The sequence below is a fragment of the Agrobacterium rosae genome (assembly GCF_002915175.1).
Taxonomy (GTDB): domain Bacteria; phylum Pseudomonadota; class Alphaproteobacteria; order Rhizobiales; family Rhizobiaceae; genus Agrobacterium; species Agrobacterium rosae.
On sequence record NZ_NXEJ01000002.1, the window covers coordinates 198,751 to 217,416 of the forward strand.

The 18,666-nt window shown below is 57.9% G+C and carries 12 protein-coding genes and 1 tRNA gene; 4 read left to right on the forward strand and 9 right to left on the reverse strand.

From position 1 onward, the window contains the following. Positions 1-76: 76 nt before the first annotated feature. The 6 genes from glgB to CPJ18_RS03735 form a co-directional block, all read right to left on the reverse strand. The gene (gene glgB / locus CPJ18_RS03710) at positions 77-2,284 is read right to left on the reverse strand and encodes a 1,4-alpha-glucan branching protein GlgB (protein ID WP_077120371.1); all 2,208 of its coding nucleotides are present in this window, start codon (positions 2,282-2,284) and stop codon (positions 77-79) included. Next, positions 2,284-4,746 (reverse strand): glycogen/starch/alpha-glucan phosphorylase, encoded by a 2,463-nt coding sequence (locus CPJ18_RS03715; RefSeq protein WP_103586603.1) that lies wholly within the window; start codon positions 4,744-4,746, stop codon positions 2,284-2,286. The genes glgB and CPJ18_RS03715 overlap by 1 nt, the downstream gene beginning before the upstream one ends. 229 nt (positions 4,747-4,975) lie before the next feature. Beyond that, entirely contained in the window at positions 4,976-6,220 is a 1,245-nt protein-coding gene (locus CPJ18_RS03720) for a vWA domain-containing protein (RefSeq protein WP_103657344.1), read from the reverse strand. A gap of 183 nt (positions 6,221-6,403) precedes the next feature. After that, the gene (locus CPJ18_RS03725) at positions 6,404-7,291 is read right to left on the reverse strand and encodes a transglutaminase family protein (RefSeq protein WP_103657100.1); all 888 of its coding nucleotides are present in this window, start codon (positions 7,289-7,291) and stop codon (positions 6,404-6,406) included. A gap of 3 nt (positions 7,292-7,294) precedes the next feature. After that, positions 7,295-9,703 (reverse strand): circularly permuted type 2 ATP-grasp protein, encoded by a 2,409-nt coding sequence (locus CPJ18_RS03730; RefSeq protein ID WP_407026434.1) that lies wholly within the window; start codon positions 9,701-9,703, stop codon positions 7,295-7,297. Position 9,704: 1 nt separating this feature from the next. After that, positions 9,705-13,037 (reverse strand): transglutaminase family protein, encoded by a 3,333-nt coding sequence (locus CPJ18_RS03735; RefSeq protein WP_103657101.1) that lies wholly within the window; start codon positions 13,035-13,037, stop codon positions 9,705-9,707. Positions 13,038-13,295: 258 nt separating this feature from the next. On the opposite strand from CPJ18_RS03735, the gene CPJ18_RS03740 reads away from it, so the two are divergent. Beyond that, a complete protein-coding gene (locus CPJ18_RS03740) occupies positions 13,296-15,056 on the forward strand; it encodes an ABC transporter ATP-binding protein/permease (protein ID WP_103657346.1) in 1,761 nt (586 codons plus the stop codon). Between the two features lie 3 nt (positions 15,057-15,059). Here CPJ18_RS03740 and CPJ18_RS03745 read toward each other — a convergent pair whose 3' ends face one another. From CPJ18_RS03745 to CPJ18_RS03755, 3 genes are all read right to left on the reverse strand, one after another. Beyond that, positions 15,060-15,239 (reverse strand): hypothetical protein, encoded by a 180-nt coding sequence (locus tag CPJ18_RS03745; RefSeq protein WP_103657102.1) that lies wholly within the window; start codon positions 15,237-15,239, stop codon positions 15,060-15,062. Positions 15,240-15,473: 234 nt separating this feature from the next. Further along, positions 15,474-16,250 (reverse strand): histidinol-phosphatase, encoded by a 777-nt coding sequence (gene hisN / locus CPJ18_RS03750; protein WP_103657347.1) that lies wholly within the window; start codon positions 16,248-16,250, stop codon positions 15,474-15,476. A gap of 367 nt (positions 16,251-16,617) precedes the next feature. Beyond that, positions 16,618-17,502: an N-formylglutamate amidohydrolase gene (locus CPJ18_RS03755; protein ID WP_077120364.1), complete on the reverse strand. Its 885-nt coding sequence runs from the start codon at positions 17,500-17,502 to the stop codon at positions 16,618-16,620. A gap of 182 nt (positions 17,503-17,684) precedes the next feature. On the opposite strand from CPJ18_RS03755, the gene cpdR reads away from it, so the two are divergent. From cpdR to CPJ18_RS03770, 3 genes are all read left to right on the forward strand, one after another. Beyond that, positions 17,685-18,047 carry a cell cycle two-component system response regulator CpdR gene (gene cpdR / locus CPJ18_RS03760; protein WP_027675545.1) on the forward strand — a complete coding sequence of 121 codons (363 nt, stop codon included), beginning with the start codon at positions 17,685-17,687 and terminating at the stop codon, positions 18,045-18,047. Positions 18,048-18,129: 82 nt separating this feature from the next. Then, a tRNA-Val gene (locus CPJ18_RS03765) sits at positions 18,130-18,204 on the forward strand. 203 nt (positions 18,205-18,407) lie between these two features. Next, on the forward strand, positions 18,408-18,647 hold the full coding sequence (locus CPJ18_RS03770; RefSeq protein ID WP_103657103.1) for a hypothetical protein: 240 nt from the start codon (positions 18,408-18,410) through the stop codon (positions 18,645-18,647). Positions 18,648-18,666 lie beyond the last annotated feature (19 nt).

Here is an 18,666-nt window from a genome sequence, read left to right on the forward strand (position 1 = left end):
TAAAATTCCGTAGATTATCTTGACGACAGACACCGCAGTTCCCGAACACGGTGCCAGATATTCAGTTCCCATGCCGTCAGCTTTCCAGCTCCAGCATGATGACGGCCAGCGGTGGCAGGGTCAGGGTTGCACCGATCTGCCCGCCCGCATCCACCGCCTGTACGCGCCCGCCATTGCCCTTGCCGGTGCCGCCATAAATCTCGGCATCGGTGTTGAGAACTTCGCGCCAGCGACCGGCAGTGGGTAGCGGCACGTAGAAATTCTCGCGGTAGACAGGCGTCAGATTGCTGATGACCGCCACCGGCTTTTCACCCGGTGCCAAGCGAAGCCATGCAAAAACGGAGTTTTCATGGTCGTCGGCAGAAAGCCACTGGAAGCCTTCCGGTTCACAGTCACGCGCATGCAGCGCGGCTTTCGAGCGGTACATGAAGTTGAGATCGCGCACGAGGCGGCGCATACCCTCATGCATATGATATTGCAGCAGGTTCCAGTCGAGCGAGGACTTCTCGCTCCACTCGCTCCACTGTGCGAATTCCTGGCCCATGAACAGCAGCTTCTTGCCTGGATAACCCCACATGAAGGCATAGTAAGCGCGCAGGTTGGCGAATTTCTGCCAGTCATCGCCCGGCATCTTGGCAATCATCGAGCCCTTGCCGTGCACCACTTCGTCATGGGAAATGGGCAGGACGAAGTTTTCGCTGAAGGCATAGAGCAGGCCGAAGCTGAGTTCCTGGTGGTGAAATTTGCGGTGCACCGGCTCGCGCTGGAAATAGCTCAGCGTATCGTGCATGAAGCCCATGTTCCATTTGAAGCCGAAACCGAGACCGCCTTCATGAACCGGCTGCGAGACCTTCGGCCATGAGGTGGATTCCTCGGCAATGGTCATGACGCCGGGGTGGTTGCCGTAAATCAGCGTGTTCATCTGCTGAAGGAAACGCACGGATTCCAGGTTCTCGCGCCCGCCATATTCGTTGGGAACCCACTCGCCTTCCTTGCGGGAATAATCGAGATACAGCATGGAGGCGACGGCATCGACGCGCAGGCCATCGAGATGGAATTTCTCGGCCCAATAGAGCGCGTTGTTGATGAGGTAGGACATGACCTCGACGCGACCGAAATTGTAGATCGCGGTGTTCCAGTCGGGGTGAAAACCCTGACGTGGATCGGCATGCTCATAAAGTGCTGTGCCATCGAACCATTTCAGGCCGTGTTCGTCGGTCGGAAAGTGGGCGGGAACCCAATCCAGGAGAACGCCGATGCCGACCTTATGGGCACCGTTGACGAAGCGGGCAAAGCCTTCCGGCTCTCCAAAACGGGCGGTTGGCGCGTAGAGACCAGTGGTCTGATATCCCCAGGATGGATCATAGGGATGTTCGGAAATGGGCATGAATTCGATATGGGTAAAGCCCATGTCGGCGCAGTAAGGGATGAGCCGTGCGGCCAGTTCATCCCATGTCAGGAACTCGCCGTTTTCGCCGTGCTGCCACGAGGAGGCGTGAACTTCGTAGATGCTGATCGGCTGGCGGCGCTGGTCGATGCTGGCCCAGTGTTTGCGGTGCGCGTCATCGCTCCATTCCTGAACCAGTTCAGGCGTGGTGACGGAGGCGTTCTTGGGACGCAGTTCGGCGCGGCGGGCATAGGGGTCGGCTTTCAGCGGCAGCAATTCGCCATGCGGACCGATAATTTCGAATTTGTAGCTGCAACCGGCGTAAACATCCGGCGCAAAGATTTCCCAGATGCCCGTATCCTTACGGAAGCGCATGACGTGACGGCGGCCATCCCAATTGTTGAAATCACCCACGACCGACACACGCCGGGCATTGGGTGCCCAGACGGCGAAGTGAAAGCCTTCGACGCCTTCGAGCTTTAGCGGATGCGCGCCCATCTTATCGAACAGGCGCAGGTGCGAGCCTTCACGCACGAGGTAATCGTCCATCGGGCCGAGAACCGGACCGAAGCTGTAGGGGTCGGTCACGGCCCATTCCGCATCGTCGCGCAGGGCGCGGTAGCGGATCGGCTGGCGTTTGGACAGGGTGATGGGGCCTTCGAAGAAGCCGTCGGCATCGGTGCGGGCCAGTTCGCCCGCAACGTTGCCGTCCAATGTCATGACGGTGACTTCTTCCGCACCGGGAATGAAGCACCGGGCCACAAAGCCGTCCGGCGTCTGGTGGACGCCCAGGACGGCAAAGGGGTTGGAATGCAAACCGCTCTTGATTGCCTCGATCTCAGCCTTAGCGATGGTGCCAGTCTTTTTCTCTTCGGCAGAATTGAGCGGTTTCTTCATCAGGCTCTCCAGATTTCGGACGCATATTGCCGGATCGTCCTGTCGGACGAGAACCAGCCCATGCGCGCCGTATTGCGTACGGTTTTTTCGTACCAGCTTGCCGGTTCGCTCCAGATGGCATCGACGTCACGCTGTGCTTGCGCGTAGGCGTCGAAATCTGCGGCGACCATGAACCAGTCGGTGTTGTAGATACCGTCCATCAACTCGGCGAAACGCGAGCGGTCGTCGGGCGAAAACACGCCCGATGCGATGGACGAAACGGCTTGTGACAACTCGGCAGAGTTCTCGATGATGGCACGTGGATTGTGCCCTTCGGCACGCGCCTGTGCCACTTCGGCGGCGGTTTTGCCGAAGATGACGATGTTGTCTGCACCGACATGTTCCAGCATTTCGACATTCGCACCATCCAGCGTGCCGATGGTCAGCGCGCCGTTCAGGCCGAATTTCATGTTGCCGGTGCCGGATGCTTCCATACCAGCCGTTGAAATCTGCTCCGACAAATCGGCTGCCGGAACCATGATTTCTGCCAGCGACACGTTGTAATTGGGAATGAAAACCACTTTCAGAAGCCCGCGCACTGCCGGATCGTTGTTGATGACGCGCGCGATATCATTGGCGAGCTTTATGATGAGCTTTGCATTGTGATAACTCGGCGCTGCTTTGCCAGCAAAGAACTTAACGCGTGGCACCCAATCCAGTTCCGGGCGCGAACGGATTTGATCATAAAGAGCAACGGCTTCGACGAGGTTCAAGAGCTGGCGCTTGTATTCATGGATGCGCTTGATCTGGATGTCGAACATGGCAGACGGATCGACGCGGATGCCCATGCGCTGAGCGACCAGATTGGCAAGACGCACCTTGTTCTGACGCTTGATTTCGGCGAATTTCTCGCGGAAGCCCGCGTCTTCGGCGAAGCGATCGAGGGCCACCAGTTTTTCCGCGTCATCGAGAAATTCATCGCCGATGGATTCGCGGATGAGGTCTGTCAGGCCGGGATTGCACTGCATCAGCCAACGGCGCGGGGTAATGCCGTTGGTCTTGTTGTTGATGCGGTCAGGATAGAGCGTGTGAAGGTCGGAAAACACCGTTTCCTTCATCAGCTCGGTGTGAAGTGCCGACACGCCATTGATGGAATGCGAACCGATGAAGGCGAGATTGCCCATGCGCACCCGGCGCTCGCCGCCTTCTTCGATCAGCGAGATGGAGCGCACCTGCTGGTCGAGCATCTTCTTTTCCTTGCGGGCAAAGAGAAGCGTCTGGGCGTTGATCGCATAGATGATCTGCATGTGGCGCGGCAGCAGGCGCTCCAGCAGCGGTACCGGCCAGCTTTCCAGCGCTTCGGGCAGAAGCGTGTGGTTGGTGTAGGAGAAGGTATGGCGTGTGATGTGCCAGGATTCCTCGAAGGTCAGGCCGTGCACGTCGCCCAGCAGGCGCATCATTTCGGCAATGGAAATGGCCGGATGCGTGTCGTTGAGCTGGATCGAAACCTTGTCCGCAAGGTTGGTGAAATCTGGATATTGCTGCAAGTGACGGCGCAGAATGTCCTGAAGCGAAGCGGACGAGAAGAAATATTCCTGGCGAAGGCGCAGTTCCTGGCCCGCCGGATTGGCGTCGGCGGGGTAGAGAACGCGGGTCAGCGCTTCGGCCTTGTTGCTTTCGCGCAGTGCGCCGATGTGGTCGCCGGCGTTGAAGGCGTCGAGCAGGATCGGGTCGATCGGCTGTGCCGACCACAGGCGCAATGTGTTGACGCGGGTACCGCGCCAGCCGACAACGGGTGTGTCGAAGGCGGTGGCGATCATGCGCTCGGCCGGTTTCCAGACGAAACGCTCCGGGTCTTCATATCCACCAACGGTTTCGACCGAACCGCCGAAACCGATTTCGTAGGAGCTCTCACGACGCTCGAATTCCCATGGGTTGCCGTGGGCAAGCCATGTCTCGGGCAGTTCCACCTGCCAGCCTTCGGCCATCTGCTGGCGGAAAAGGCCGTGGACGTAACGAATGCCGTAGCCATAGGCCGGGATATCGACGGTTGCCATGGATTCCATGAAACAGGCGGCGAGGCGGCCAAGGCCACCATTGCCCAGCGCTGCGTCCGGCTCCAGACCGGCGATCACGTCGAACTCGACACCCAGCGAGGTCAGAGCATCCTTGATCTCGCCCATCAGGCCAAGATTGGAGATGGCATCGCGCATCAGGCGGCCGATCAGGAACTCCAGCGACAGATAATAGACGCGCTTGCTGTCGTTCTGGTACGCCTTGCGCGTGGATTCCATCCACTTGTCGATGACGCGGTCTCTGATGACCAGAATGGTGGCCGTCAGCCAGTCATGCGGCTTGGCAACCTTCACGTCCTTACCAATGCGGTAGGTCAGTCGCTCGATAATTTCGGAGGCGAGAACTTCTGGTTCCGAGCTACGCGGGGCGGGACGAGGAAGATCGTTGGTAACGAGTTTATTGATCATTGGTCGGTCAGCACCTAGTTGGGAGGAGAGTGTCTGATTCTATCGATCCGGCATGCCAGTTATAACGGTAATTTATGCACCGATATCGAGCTGTGGCAACAGTCGTTTTGTCGGAAACGTGAATGACTTTAGAGTGTTACGACATGCTTATGCATGTTGTATGAAAACAACGAAAAAACCACGAAAACCGGGAGTGGTTTTCGTGGTCTATCAAATGGCGGTTAAGGATTCAGTTCGTCAGGCGGCTGATGTTTCCGGATGCTTTTCTGGCAATGTCGCCGAAAGCTTCAACGATTTCTTCCATATTTTCCGGCGCGTAATAGTTGTCGATGCTGGTGGCGCAGGCCTGAAGAAGGGCTTTACCCTTGTCCGGTGCCATGAAGGCGATGGTAAAAATCTTGATGTCGTCGGCCTTGGCTTTTGTGCATGTTGCACGAACCTGAGTGTCGATGGTGGAGTTCCAGCTTGAGCTTGAACCGGTCATTTCACCATCCGTCATCAGCACGATGTAGCGATTATAGAACTTGTTGTCCTGCTTACCCTGCTCGACACCTTCCTTGGTCGTCATGATATTCGTGTTGTTGCTTTTGAGTGCGTCATAAGCGGTATTCAGCGCGGTATTGGCATTCGTGCCGCCTTCAGGATATTGCGGAATGGCCTGCACATAGGCGTTTGTCTTCTTCGTGCCCCACTCAAATCCCTGTTCTGCAAATTTTACATCGCTATAAGCAACGGCTGCGGTGCGGACCAGCTTGGATTCCGGCGATCCGCCCAGCTGATAGGTGGGGTCGGCTTTGTTGAGTGTGTCGACAAGGTAGCTCACGGCAGTTTTAAGGGACGTGCTTTTGTTGACGTAGCAAGGGTTCGACGTGACCTTAGACTGGCTTTGGCCCCAGTTGCTGGAGGTGTAGTTCGGGCATGAATATTTGCTTCTGTCGACGGTATCCGTCCTGAACGACATCGAGCCGGAACGGTCCAGTACCAGATACATGGACATGGGAGCGCCCTTGTTGAAGCTGCTCTCTGACGTGCTTGTAGCGCTCAGCGTCAGCGTTTTTGCCCAGATCATGCCCAGCAACGGATTGAGCGGCATCTGATAGCTGACCGTCGTAGAGATCTTGAAGCTCGTTCCTTTGGTGGTTTCTGTCCGTTTTGCGACGCTGTTGATATTGGACTCGAGTGCTTTTTTCTCCAGCTCAGTCAGACCTTGCGCGAAGGACTGTCCGCCAAGAAAAGATGCGACTCCGCCCTTGAGCTCTTCGTCGCTCAGCTTGCCTTCGGATTCGCGAAATTTCGTTGCGGCGGCCAGAGTTGCAGCGTCAGCTGAATTCTGCAAATCGGATTTGACCTGCATGGCTTTGGTGAACTCAAGTCCGGCACCTGCAACACCCATCAGCAGCGGCAATGCTACCGCTGTCATCATCGCGAAATTGCCCTGTCTGTCAGCCAGCAGTGCGCGCATGTTTTTTACCATTCCGGCCCCGTTGAACATCATGTCCACCTGTTGGATTGTTGTATGGAATCAGCACTACCGCGGGGCGATGTAGATTTTCCTAACGTAACGTCAGCAAATTTATCGAGTGCTGGAAATGGCACAGAATCCTGTCGTGAAACGGCGCTGTGTGCCGCCGTCAGACGCGGGTCGTGCCGTTTTGGGTCAGGCTGAGGTTTTGACGGGGATAACGTCCACGGCTTGCGTGGTCTGCTGGTTACCGTAGCTTTTCAAGACGCCGATGACGGGGGCGATGTCCGAATAATCACGCCCATAACCGACCACGATATGGTCGTTGCCCGCGACGATATCGTTGGTGGGGTCTAGCTCGATATAGCCTGTCGCTTCACCGCACCAGACGCGCACCCAGGCGTGCATGGCGTCGGTTCCCTCCAGCCGTTCCTTGCCGGCGGGCGGAATGGTGCGCAGGAAGCCTGAGACATAGCCTGCGGGAATGCCGAGGCTGCGCAGCGCCGAAATCATGATATGCGAAAAATCCTGGCAGACGCCGCGTTTCAGCTTGAAGGCTTCCGCTGGCGTCGTATCGACCGTGGTCGCTTCCCCATCATATTTGAAATCCTTGTAGATGCGTTTGCACAGCGCCAGCGCTATTTCGCGGATCGTCATGCCGGGCTTGATGGTTTCGCTGGCGTAAGCGGCAATGGCGGTGTTTTCACCGATGCGCGGGCTGATGCCGGCCAAATGGTGGGGGGATTGCGGATCGAGCGACCAGACGGTGGCGAGATCCCGTGGCAATCTTGAAAGCTCCGGCGAAAAATCCGCCGTCAGCGACGTGCTTTCCACCGAGACACGGGCCTGCATGCGGATATCCAGCTTGTCATGTGATGCCCGCAGAAAGACCGATGTGGCGCTTTGCTGGAAGAAATCGTTGAAAACCGTGCGCTCTTCCGGCGAGGGAGAGACACTGAGCGAACCGGCGATTAACCTTTGCCTGCCGGGGATAGACAGGGGCATGACACGGATGATGTGGCGTGCGCCTGACGCCAGCGTATCGTAGATATAGCCCATGTGCAGCGTCAGATCGTAGAGCATGGATTATCCGAGATATGTCTGGGCAAGAAGGTCCGAGAGGTGTTCGAGATCCTGCTCCAGCTGCCGGAAGACGGCGGGGGACAGGTTCTCAGGCGTCATGACGGCAAGGCCGGAATGGACCCGCATCACTTCGCGGTAGAAAGGCGACATCTGGCCGTTGACGAAGGCATTGGGCAGTTGCTCGACCTCGGTTCGGATTTCATTGAGCTGGAAGAGAATGGAGCGCGGGTTGAGCGGATCGAGACCCAGCAGGTCCATGACCGTCAGCGCTGCGGTATTCACATTGTAGCGGCGGCGGTGCGTCATGACGCTGTCACCGATTTCCAGCAGCATATCGTAGGAACCATCCGGTGCATCCGGCCCGCTCATATGGCCGAGAAGGCGGGTCAGGTGCAGGCCGCGTTCCAGATAACGACCGATGGACAGGAACCGCCAGCCGGTGAAGCGATACATGTTTTCATGCACCAGACCGGCAAAGCCGGCCAGCTTGCGCAGCAGCACCGTCATGGCGTGGGTCGCGTCATCACCAGCGGCAACCTTGCTCTGGAAGCGGCGGGCGGTCTTGGCGAGGTCGTTCAGCGCCAGCCATCCATCCGGCGAGAAACGGTCTCTGATATTGCTGGCGGAATAGATCGCGCTGTTGAGATTGGCAATCAAGCTAGCCGGAACGGATTCCTCGACGTCGATATCCACGGTTTCGAGGTATTCGGTAACGTGTGCCAGCAGCGGCTGCTTCGGATCGGCGGATTCGGCAAAACGGGCGTGCCATGCGCGCAGGATGCGCAGCGCCCCTTCGGCACGCTCGATATAGCGGCCCAGCCAGAACAGATTGTCGGCGGCGCGGCTCGGCAGGCTGCCGGGCATGTTGCGGATGAAGTTTTCTTCCGCTGGCAGAAGCGTGGTGCGTTCCACCGGCTTGTCGGAGACGATCCAGACATCGGCAGCGCTGCCGCCGGCCTGCATGGCAATGGCCGCCGTATCGTTGCTGCGGCCGATGCGGGCAAAACCGCCGGGCATGACCTGCCAGCCGTCTTGCGTGCGGGCCGCAAAGACGCGCAGGCTCATGGGGCGCGGCACCAGCTTGCCATCGACATAGGCAGGGGTGGTGGACAGCGTGACGACTTCCTGACCGACCAACTTGTGGCCATCGCTTGCCAGCCAGTCACCGATGGAATCTTTCGCCGTTTCGCGCAGCGACGAGCCAAGCACCGACTGGCCATTATCATCGAAGAAGGGCAGGCGCGAATAGGCGGGACCGATGACCATGCGCTCTATATTGCGCGCCACATGCTCGCGCTCTGACGGCTGGCCGCACCACCATGTGGCGATGGAGGGCATGGCGAGGTCTTCGCCCAGCAGATGGCGGCAAATGGCGGGCATGAAGGCGAGCAGCGCACGGGTTTCCAGAATGCCTGAGCCGAGCGCATTGACCATGCTGAGCGAGCCGGAGCGCAGCGCCTGCACCATGCCGGGCGTGCCGATATGGGAGTTCTGGTCCAGCTCCAGCGGGTCGGTATAGGACGCATCGAGGCGCCGCCACAACACACCGATGGGCTTCAATCCCGCCACGGTGCGGACCATGACGCGGTTGTTGACGACGGTGAGATCTTCACCTTCCAGCAGCATGAAGCCAAGGTAGCGGGCGATATAGGCGTGTTCGAAATAGGTCTCGCTGGCCGGGCCGGGTGTCAGAACCGCGATGCGGTCATCCGGGTGCTGGCGGTGGGATTGCAGCGTATCGCGAAACGCTCCGAAGAAGGAGGCAAGGCGGTGGACGTGGGATTCGGCGTAGATATCGGAAAAGGCGCGGGTGGTGGCGACGCGGTTTTCCAGTGCAAAACCGGCACCCGATGGTGCCTGGGTGCGGTCTGCCAGCACCCACCAGTGACCATCAGGACCGCGCCCGATTTCGAACGAACAGAAATGCAGATAATGACCGTCTGCCGGTTTGACGCCCACGAGCGGACGCAGATATTCCGGGTTGGAAGCGAGCAGTGACGGCGGCACATAGCCCTGCTGGACCAGCCGGTTTTCGCCGTAAAAATCCGCAACGATGCTTTCCAGCAGATTGGCGCGCTGAATGAGCCCGTGCGATACCGCTTCCCATTCCTTGTCGTCGATCAGGACGGGAATATGGGAGATCGGCCAGTTGCGCTCGGTGTTCCCTTGCGCGCTGTAATCGCGGTAAAACACGCCGGCGTCGCGCAGGTAGCGGTCGGTGCGGGAAAAGCGCTCGTGCAGTTCGCGCTCTTCCATGCGGGAAAGCGCGTTGACGAAGGGCTGCCAGACCGGGCGGATGCGGCCGTTGATATCAAGCATTTCATCGGCAATTCCGGGCATGGAACGATAATCCAGCATGGAGGCCATGCCGGGTTTATCATTTGTCCGTTCCATTGCCGGTGCCTTTGCCAAGTCACACTCCCTGCGGGCGTCTCAAATCAAGCGTTAGCGGAAACTCCGGCGACGCAGCTTCCGGCCACAGAGTATACTGACCGGCGGTATGTCCCCAGGGTTCGAAACGGGCAAGCCTGCGGGCTTCCGCTTCGTTTCCGTTGATCGGGAACGTCTCATAGGTGCGTCCGCCCGGATGGGCAACATGATAGATGCAGCCACCGATCGATCGATTCGACCATGTATCATATATATCGAAGGTTAGCGGTGTGTTGACCGGCAGGGCCGGGTGCAGACCCTGCGAAGGCTGCCATGCCTTGAAGCGCACACCGGCGACCGAGACGCCCGAGTTTTCCGTCTGTTTCAGCGGCACGGCGCGGCCGTTGCAAGCCACGGTGTAACGGGACGGGTTGGAGGTTTCCAGCCGCACCTGCAAACGCTCGACCGAACTATCCACATACCGCACGGTGCCGCCGATGGCACCCTGTTCACCCATCACATGCCATGGCTCCAGCGCCTGACGCAGTTCCAGCTTCGAGCCCTCATATTCGACTTCGCCGAAGAAGGGGAAGCGGAACTCCAGCTGGGCGGCGAACCATTCCGGTTTCACGTCGAAGCCGTTGTCCTTCAGGTCTGCGAGAACATCGAGGAAATCGGCCCAGATGTAATGCGGCAGCATGAAGCGGTCGGCGAGCGCCGTACCCCAGCGCACGAATTTGCCGCCGACGGGGTTCTTCCAGAAGCGGGCGATGATGGCACGGACCAGCAATTGCTGGGCGAGCGACATGCGGGCATTCGGTGGCATTTCGAAACCGCGGAATTCCACAAGACCGAGGCGACCTGTCGGGCCATCCGGGGAGAACAGCTTGTCGATGCAGATTTCCGACCGATGGGTGTTACCGGTGACGTCGGTCAGGAGATTGCGGAACAGGCGGTCCACCAGCCATGGCAGCGGCGGGGCTTCGCCGTTGCCAGGCATCGGCACCTGCGCCATGGCGATTTCCAGCTCGTACATGCTGTCATGACGGGCCTCATCGATGCGTGGTGCCTGGCTTGTCGGGCCGATGAACAGGCCGGAGAAGAGATAGGACAGTGACGGGTGGCGCTGCCAGTGCAGCACGAGGCTTTTCAACAGATCGGGGCGGCGCAAGAACGGGCTGTCATTGGGGTTGGCACCTCCCACCACCACATGGTTGCCGCCGCCGGTGCCGGTGTGGCGACCGTCGATCATGAATTTATCCGCACCTAGCCGTGTCTGGCGCGCGTCTTCATACACGGCAGTGGTGATATCGACGCAATCCTTCCAGCTGGCCGCCGGGTGGATGTTGACTTCGATGACACCGGGATCGGGCGCGACGCGGATGACGTTCATGCGCTCGTCATGCGGCGGGGTGTAACCCTCGATATGCACGGGAAGGCCAAGATCTGTCGCGGCCTTTTCAGCCGCGGCGACGAGATCGAGATAGTCCTCGATCTCTTCTACCGGCGGCATGAAGACGCAGAGACGTCCATCGCGGGCTTCCACCGACAAAGCAGTGCGGACTTCGCCGTTGATATCGCTGATCGATTGCTCGATGCGTTCCTGCGTAGCCCCTTCCGAAGCCTGAAACGACGCTTCCGGCAGAACGCGCTCAGTGGGTGCCACGGCATCCGGCAGAGGACCGCGGGTCACCGAGGGATCGGCCGGATGGATATAGGGGAATTTCGATGGCGGCACGTGGGGCAGGGTGCCGAGCGGAATGCGGTAGCCAACTGGGCTATCGCCGGGCACGAGGAAGATGCGGCCGCGCCGGGTCTTCCATTTCTCGCTCATCCAGCGCTTTTCTGACGTCGCTTTCGCATTCCAGGCCTGTACCGGCAGAATGTAGCCAGTCGGCGTCGTGAGACCCCGCTCGAACACGCGGGCGATGCGGTTGCGCTCTTCCGGGTCCTTCAGCTGGGAATTGGACGGATCGACATTATCAGGAAGGTTGCCTTCCTTGATCAGCCATTCCGCCGGGTCTTCGTAAGCGGGCAGCACCAGTTCCGGCGCGATGCCGATATTGGTGGCGATGTTGGTGAGCAGCTTTTCGGCATCTTCCGAGGTGACGCCGGTATCGGCACCTTCGCGGGCGACCAGATCGGGATTGTGCCAGACGGATTGACCGTCCTTGCGCCAATAGAGCGAAAACGTCCAGCGTGGCAGGCTTTCGCCGGGATACCACTTACCCTGACCGTAATGCAGGAAGCCGTTGGGGGCGAAGCGTTCGCGCAGCTTGCGGATCAGCACATCGGCCTTTTCGCGCTTGGTCGGGCCGACGGCGTCGGTGTTCCATTCGCCCGATTCAAAATCATCAATCGAAACAAAGGTCGGCTCGCCGCCCATGGTGAGGCGCACGTCCTGCTGCGCCAGAACCTTGTCCACCTCTTCGCCGAGCGCATTGAGGCGGTCCCAGCTTTCGTCGGAAAACGGCTTGGTGATGCGGGGATGCTCGGCCACGCGGGTGACCTTCATATCGAAGGCGAATTCGGTGTTGGCCTCACCGTAATAACCGCCGGAAATGGGGGCGGCATTGCTGAAATGCGGGGTTGCGGCCAGCGGCACATGGCTTTCGCCGGTCAGCAGGCCGGATGTCGGATCAAGCCCCACCCAGCCCGCACCGGGAAGATAGACTTCCGCCCAGGCGTGCAGATCAGTGAAGTCCACCTCTGTTCCCGAGGGACCATCCAGAGCTTTCAAATCCGGAGTCAGCTGAATGAGATAACCGGAGACGAAGCGTGCCGCAAAGCCGAGATGGCGCAGGATCTGCACCAAAAGCCAGCTCGTGTCGCGGCAGGAGCCTCTGGCAGTGCCGAGCGTTTCCTCCGGCGTCTGCACACCGGTTTCCATGCGGATGACATAGCCGATTTCGCTTTGCAGGCGGGCATTGAGACCGACGACCATATCGACGGTCGGCTGTCCCGACGTCCAGTCGAGGGTTTTCAGGTAGTTTTCCAGAAGCGGGCCAGTCGGTTCCGGCGTCTGGTAGATCGAAAGGTCTGCCTTCAGAGTTTCGGGATATTCGAAAGGCCAATAGGTGGCGCTTTCCTCCACGAAAAAGTCGAAGGGGTTATAGACCGTCATATCCGCGACGAGATCGACCTCGATGCGGAATTCGGTGACCGGGTCTGGAAAGACGTAGCGGGCCAGAAAATTGCCGTAGGGGTCCTGCTGCAAATTCACGAAGTGATTGGCAGGCGTGACTTTCAGCGAATGGCTGATGACGTGTGTGCGGGAATGCGGCGCAGGCTTCAATCGTATGATCTGAGGTCCGAGTCGGATCGGATTGTCATATTTATAATGCGTCAGATGATAGATGCTTGCTTTGATGGACATGCGTTCCCTTGCCCGGTTTTTCCGGTTTGCGCGGATCGTGCCGCCTTTGGTTAATTGCTTCGACTTTGTGCAATGCACGCAAAGAAAGCAAGGAACATTTGACGCCCTTGGCGCATTGCTGCGCGATGTCCTTTTTCGGCCTTGTGTCGGAAGTAGACAAGCCTTCGCGTCATGCTATTGCTGTCACGACACGCAACTATGTTCGACGCCTGCAAAAAGTCCCGAAATCTGAAATATTATGGAAATGGCAAGGTACTGATGGCGCAAGGTAATCTGTCCACCGAGGCCGTCGGCCACCCGTCCTTCGATTTGAATTTCAAATCGCAGTTGGCGATGATGGGCAATGCCTTCTGGACATCCAGAGTGCGCGGCAGGCTCATTCTTCTGATGTGCGCCCTTTTGACCATCATTCTCGTCACCGCTTATGGCCAGGTCAAACTGAACGAGTGGAACGCGCCGTTTTACAATGCGCTGGAGCGACGCGATCTCAACGCATTTCTGCACCAGCTGGAAGTCTTTGCGGTGATCGCGGGGACACTTCTGCTGCTCAACGTCTTCCAGACGTGGCTGAACCAGATGACGGCGCTGAACATGCGCGAAGGCTTGGCGAAGGATATGGTCGACCAGTGGTTCAAGCCCGGTCGCGCCGCAAGGCTTGCGGGTTTCGGGGCTATCGCCATCAACCCTGATCAGCGTCTGCACGACGATGTGCGCAATCTGGCGGAAAGCAGCACGGCGCTGGCCATCGGCCTCGTCAACGCAACCATTCTGCTGATCAGCTTCATTGGCGTGTTATGGGGTCTGTCTGAAGGTTTCGCTATCAAGATCAGCGGGAAGCTGGTGACGATACCCGGTTACATGGTATGGGCAGCGTTGATTTACGCGGGTTCTGCTTCGCTGCTTTCCAACCTCGTCGGCTACCGCCTGGTGCCCTTGAATGCCGAGCGCTACTCGAAAGAAGCGGAACTTCGCTTCTCGCTGATGCGGGCCAGTGAAAATCTGACCGCAATCACGCTGGCGCGTGGAGAGAAGAACGAGCGGCACCGCATCGGCGAGGACATCAATTCCGTGCTGGGTGTCATCAAAGGCCTTGCCATGGCGCTGACCCATTTGACTTGGGTCTCCTCCGGTTATGGCTGGCTGGCCATCGTCGCGCCCATTCTGATTGCCGCACCGGTATATTTCTCCGGGCATCTGAGCTTCGGTGGGCTGATGATGGCGGTGGGTGCGTTCAACCAGGTGAACGTCGCCCTACGGTGGTACATCGACAATTTCGGCCCCATCGCCGCCTGGAAAGCGACCTTGCAGCGCGTTTCGGTGTTTCGCAACGCGTTGATCCAGATGGATAGCGTGGAGCAGCATGGAAATGCCATCGAGATCGAAAGGTCTACCTCGGGGCCGATCCGTTGGACATCGGTTGAAATCTCTCCGGAGGCGGGCGGGCAGGATATGTCACGCGTCTTCCGCCTGCGGGAAGCGCCTGTCGAGATCGAGATCGGGGACCGGTTGATGGTCAATGGCGATCAGGGCGTCAACCGACGCCTGTTCTTCGCAGCGATTGCAGGTCTATGGCCGTGGGGGCGCGGCAATATGATCATGCCGCCGCGCGAGGAAACCCTGTTCATTGCCCAGCATGGCTATCTGCCAGCGGCCCCGTTGCGTGAAATCCTGTGCTATCCGCGCAGCCCGCAGAAATTTCAGGAACAGGACTTTCTGGATGCCATGGAGCAGTGTGGTCTTGGCCACATCATTCCACGCATGGACGAGAATATCCGCTGGGACAAGAAGCTCGATTCCGATGAGCAGGCCTGTGTGCGTGTCGCCAACGCTGTGCTGTTAAAGCCGCGCTGGCTGTTCATCGATGATCTTCTCGAAGGTTTGGAGACCGAAACAATCGACAGGTTGGCGGCGGTTCTGGCGGGAATGAAGGATACGGCGATTATCTATATCGGCCGGTCCGAAACCATTCTTCAGGTCCTGTCACCAAAACTGCTGCATCTGGATCTGGTGAAGGCATAACGCCTATGCGGGCCTGATCTCGACCGCGCTCGTTTCAATGACATGCTGCGGCGATGCCGTCTTGATCAGTCTCAGCGGCGCGATGGTGACCAACAGCACCAGCGCCACGACGGCGACCATAACCACGACCGTCCAGTCGTCGTGTTTTTCCTTAACGGTATTCCCACTCCAGTCATATGCCATAGCGTTCCTCGCATATATCAGTATATGAAAATAAAAGAATTCAACGCCAGAGTGCCGCAGTATGGTTAACCAACGGTTACTTCTTTGTTTCATTCCTTGTGTTTTCGGGAGGTGCCATATCGTTAAAGCATGGGGCAGGGTCTTTGGTCGCGTAAAGAACAACCAATGCGCGCGGATGCGCTCTGACGCAAAGCACCGCGCACTATCCAGAAAAGCTTGAGTGATTGGCGGGTGCTATAGCCCGGAAAGCATGGCCAGCGCTTGGGCGTGGACGGCCTTGCTGCCGGCGGCAAGGATGCGACCCGCCGCTTCGGGTCTGCCGCCATTCCAATTGGTGATGATACCGCCCGCCTGCTCGATGATGGGAATGAGCGCGCCGACATCATATGGCTTCAGGCCGGACTCGATGACGAGGTCGACATGGCCACCCGCCAGCAGCGCATAGGCGTAACAATCGACACCATAACGGAACAGGCGAACCTTTTCCTCGACCGCGCCATAACGTGCTGCTTCTTCGTTGGTGAAGATATGCGGCGATGTGGTGAAGAGGATCGCATCCGATAGTGTTTCGCAATTGCGGGTTTTGATCTGCCTGTCGCCACCGGGACCGAAATACCAGGCATTTTCGCCATCCGCGAAATAACGTTCGCCGGTAAAGGGTTGGTCCATGACGCCCATGACGGCGCGACCGGACGACTGGAAGCCGATGAGGGTTCCCCAGACCGGAAGGCCGGAAATGAAGGCGCGGGTTCCATCGATGGGGTCGATGACCCAGACATGCTCGCGGTCTGTGCCCACACTGCCGTGTTCTTCACCCAGAATGCCGTGATCGGGAAAACGCTCCGTAATCAGTGCACGGATGGCGGTTTCGGCTGCCTGGTCGCCCTCGGTGACGGGGTCGTAACCGCCATCCTGCTTGTTGGCGACGGCGATGCCGGTGCGAAAGCGTGGAAGTGTTTCGGCCTTGGCTGCATCGGCAAGACGAAAGAAGAAATCGCGATCTGGCAGCATCAAGAACCTCGTCGTTCCACAAGCAATTCCTGCAAGAGCGATGTGTGAACGCCAAACGCCCTGCAACTCCATCAGGACATAACCCGCTTTGCCCGACTTCGTCCACTTGCTATTTGCTGCCCGTCTTAAATGCATTCCGGCGACAGCGTCGGTTAAATACAATGCAAACAGCGAAAATTTGTACAAATTATAGGCAATAATAAAATTGATTGACAAATAAGCACGATATTCGTAAATTTTGATCACAGTCTTTGACTGTAAATACCCTCCTTGGGTGTTTCCTCCCTAGACTTGACCGCGCTAAGGCGCGGTTTTTTTTGCGCAGGCAGCGCCCGCGCTCATTCTTCACTCAGCAAAATCGAAGTTGCTATTCGGCGGCAAATGCCATGTCGTTTGCGTATTCCGACACGAACATCGAAAGCTGACGCATGAACGTATCCAGCGCGGACTGCACGGCGTAAAATTCTGCCGTTTTCAAAAGGGTCTTCTCATCCACATAGAGGGCGCGGTTGACCTCGATCTGCAGCGCGTGAAGAGAGCGGACCGGGCGACCGTAATGTTCAGTGATGAACCCGCCCGCGTAAGGCTTGTTGCAGACGGCGGTAAAGCCCAGTTCTTCCAGCAGATACAGCGCAGCGCGGGAGATTTCCGCTGACGCGCTGGTGCCGTACCGGTCTCCGATGATGACGTCGGGCCGGATGTTGGAACCGGCGAGGCGGATGTTGCCTGGCATCGAGTGACAATCGATCAGCACCGCCATGCCGAAGGCGGCATGAGTGCGCGAGACAAGCTTTCTCAGGCAGGCATGATACGGCTTGTAGATGTTTTCTATTCGGCTGATGCCTTCGTCTACCGGCAGCCTGTGGGCGTAGATGTCCATGTTCTCTGCGACGATGCGCGGCACGGTGCCGAGACCGCCTGCCACGCGCATGGAGCCGATATTGGCGTAAGATGGCAGCGGGCCATCGAACATGCGCTGATCGAGCTCGTACGGCTCGCGGTTGACGTCCAGATAGGCGCGCGGAAAATTGGCTTTGAGGAGCGGCGCGCCGATATCGGTGGCGCTGGAAAACAGCTCGTCGACGAAGTGATCTTCGGACCGGCGGATTTCGTAGGCGTTCAGTCGGGATGATTCGAGGAACGAAACGGGGTAGCAGCGGCCGCTGTGGGGAGAGTTATACACGAACGGAATGCTGTGAACGGCGGGTTCGTGCACTTCGAAGAGTTCGTACTCGCCCGTGACCCAGTCCATTCCGCCCCGTTTACCATGTCATAATTCTGCCAGAAGCTTCATGTTGCCAGTTAAGGCAGAGCAAGTCCATACTGTGCGTCAGTCACCCGAGTCATGATTCTACCGTTCACACGATATTTACTGAAAACACGGTATGATCGAGATAAGGTAATCCCAGTAAATCAGAAGTTACGGTCACTTAAATGGTACAGAAAATTCTTCTCGCGGAAGATGACAACGATATGCGCCGCTTTCTCGTGAAGGCGCTGGAGAAAGCCGGTTACAAGGTTTCCTCTTTCGACAACGGCGCAAGCGCCTATGACCGGCTTCGTGAGGAGCCTTTCTCGCTTCTGCTGACCGACATCGTCATGCCTGAGATGGACGGCATCGAGCTGGCGCGCCGCGCCACCGAACTCGACCCGGACCTCAAGGTCATGTTCATCACCGGTTTCGCAGCGGTCGCGCTCAACGCTGATTCGAAGGCGCCGAAGGATGCGAAGGTGCTTTCCAAGCCTTTCCACCTGCGTGATCTCGTCGATGAAGTGAACAAACTCCTTGTGGCATAAGGCCTCGCATAAACCTTTCACAAAACTGAAAAAAAGCAGTTGACGCTTCATCCAGTTTTGTGATTTATGCGGCGCAACGGATGGGCGTATAGCTCAGCGGGAGAGCACTACGTTGACATCGTAGGGGTCACAGGTTCAATCCCTGTTACGCCCACCATCCAGTTTCGTTTGAAGGTCTTGCAAGAAATTGCGAGGCCTTTTTGCGTTGTGGGTGACAGGTTCATCACATCCAGCCGCCGTGATCGGCAGAGGGTTTATATGTCGGGGTTGGTATCATGCGAATCAGCGCCCGCCGACACAATCAGCACCATTGCTCCGCGCCTGTGCTATACGCTGGAGACCCACATAAGGAATTGAGCGATGACCAAGATCAGACTGATTGTTATTGCCGCTTATAAATCTGACGACGAGGGGAATATGGTTGAGGCATTTGAGCCAAAGCAGATGCCGACTGAGGACCGGGCGATACGCGAGGGGAAAACATTATCCAGCCAGTACGAGGGTGTCTTAGCTTGGGCGCGTGATGCAGACCCAGATATCGGGGAATACGGTCCTCCAACCATCATCTACCAGCACGGTGAAATTCCGGACATTGGTTGATACGTTCGACAAAATGTGA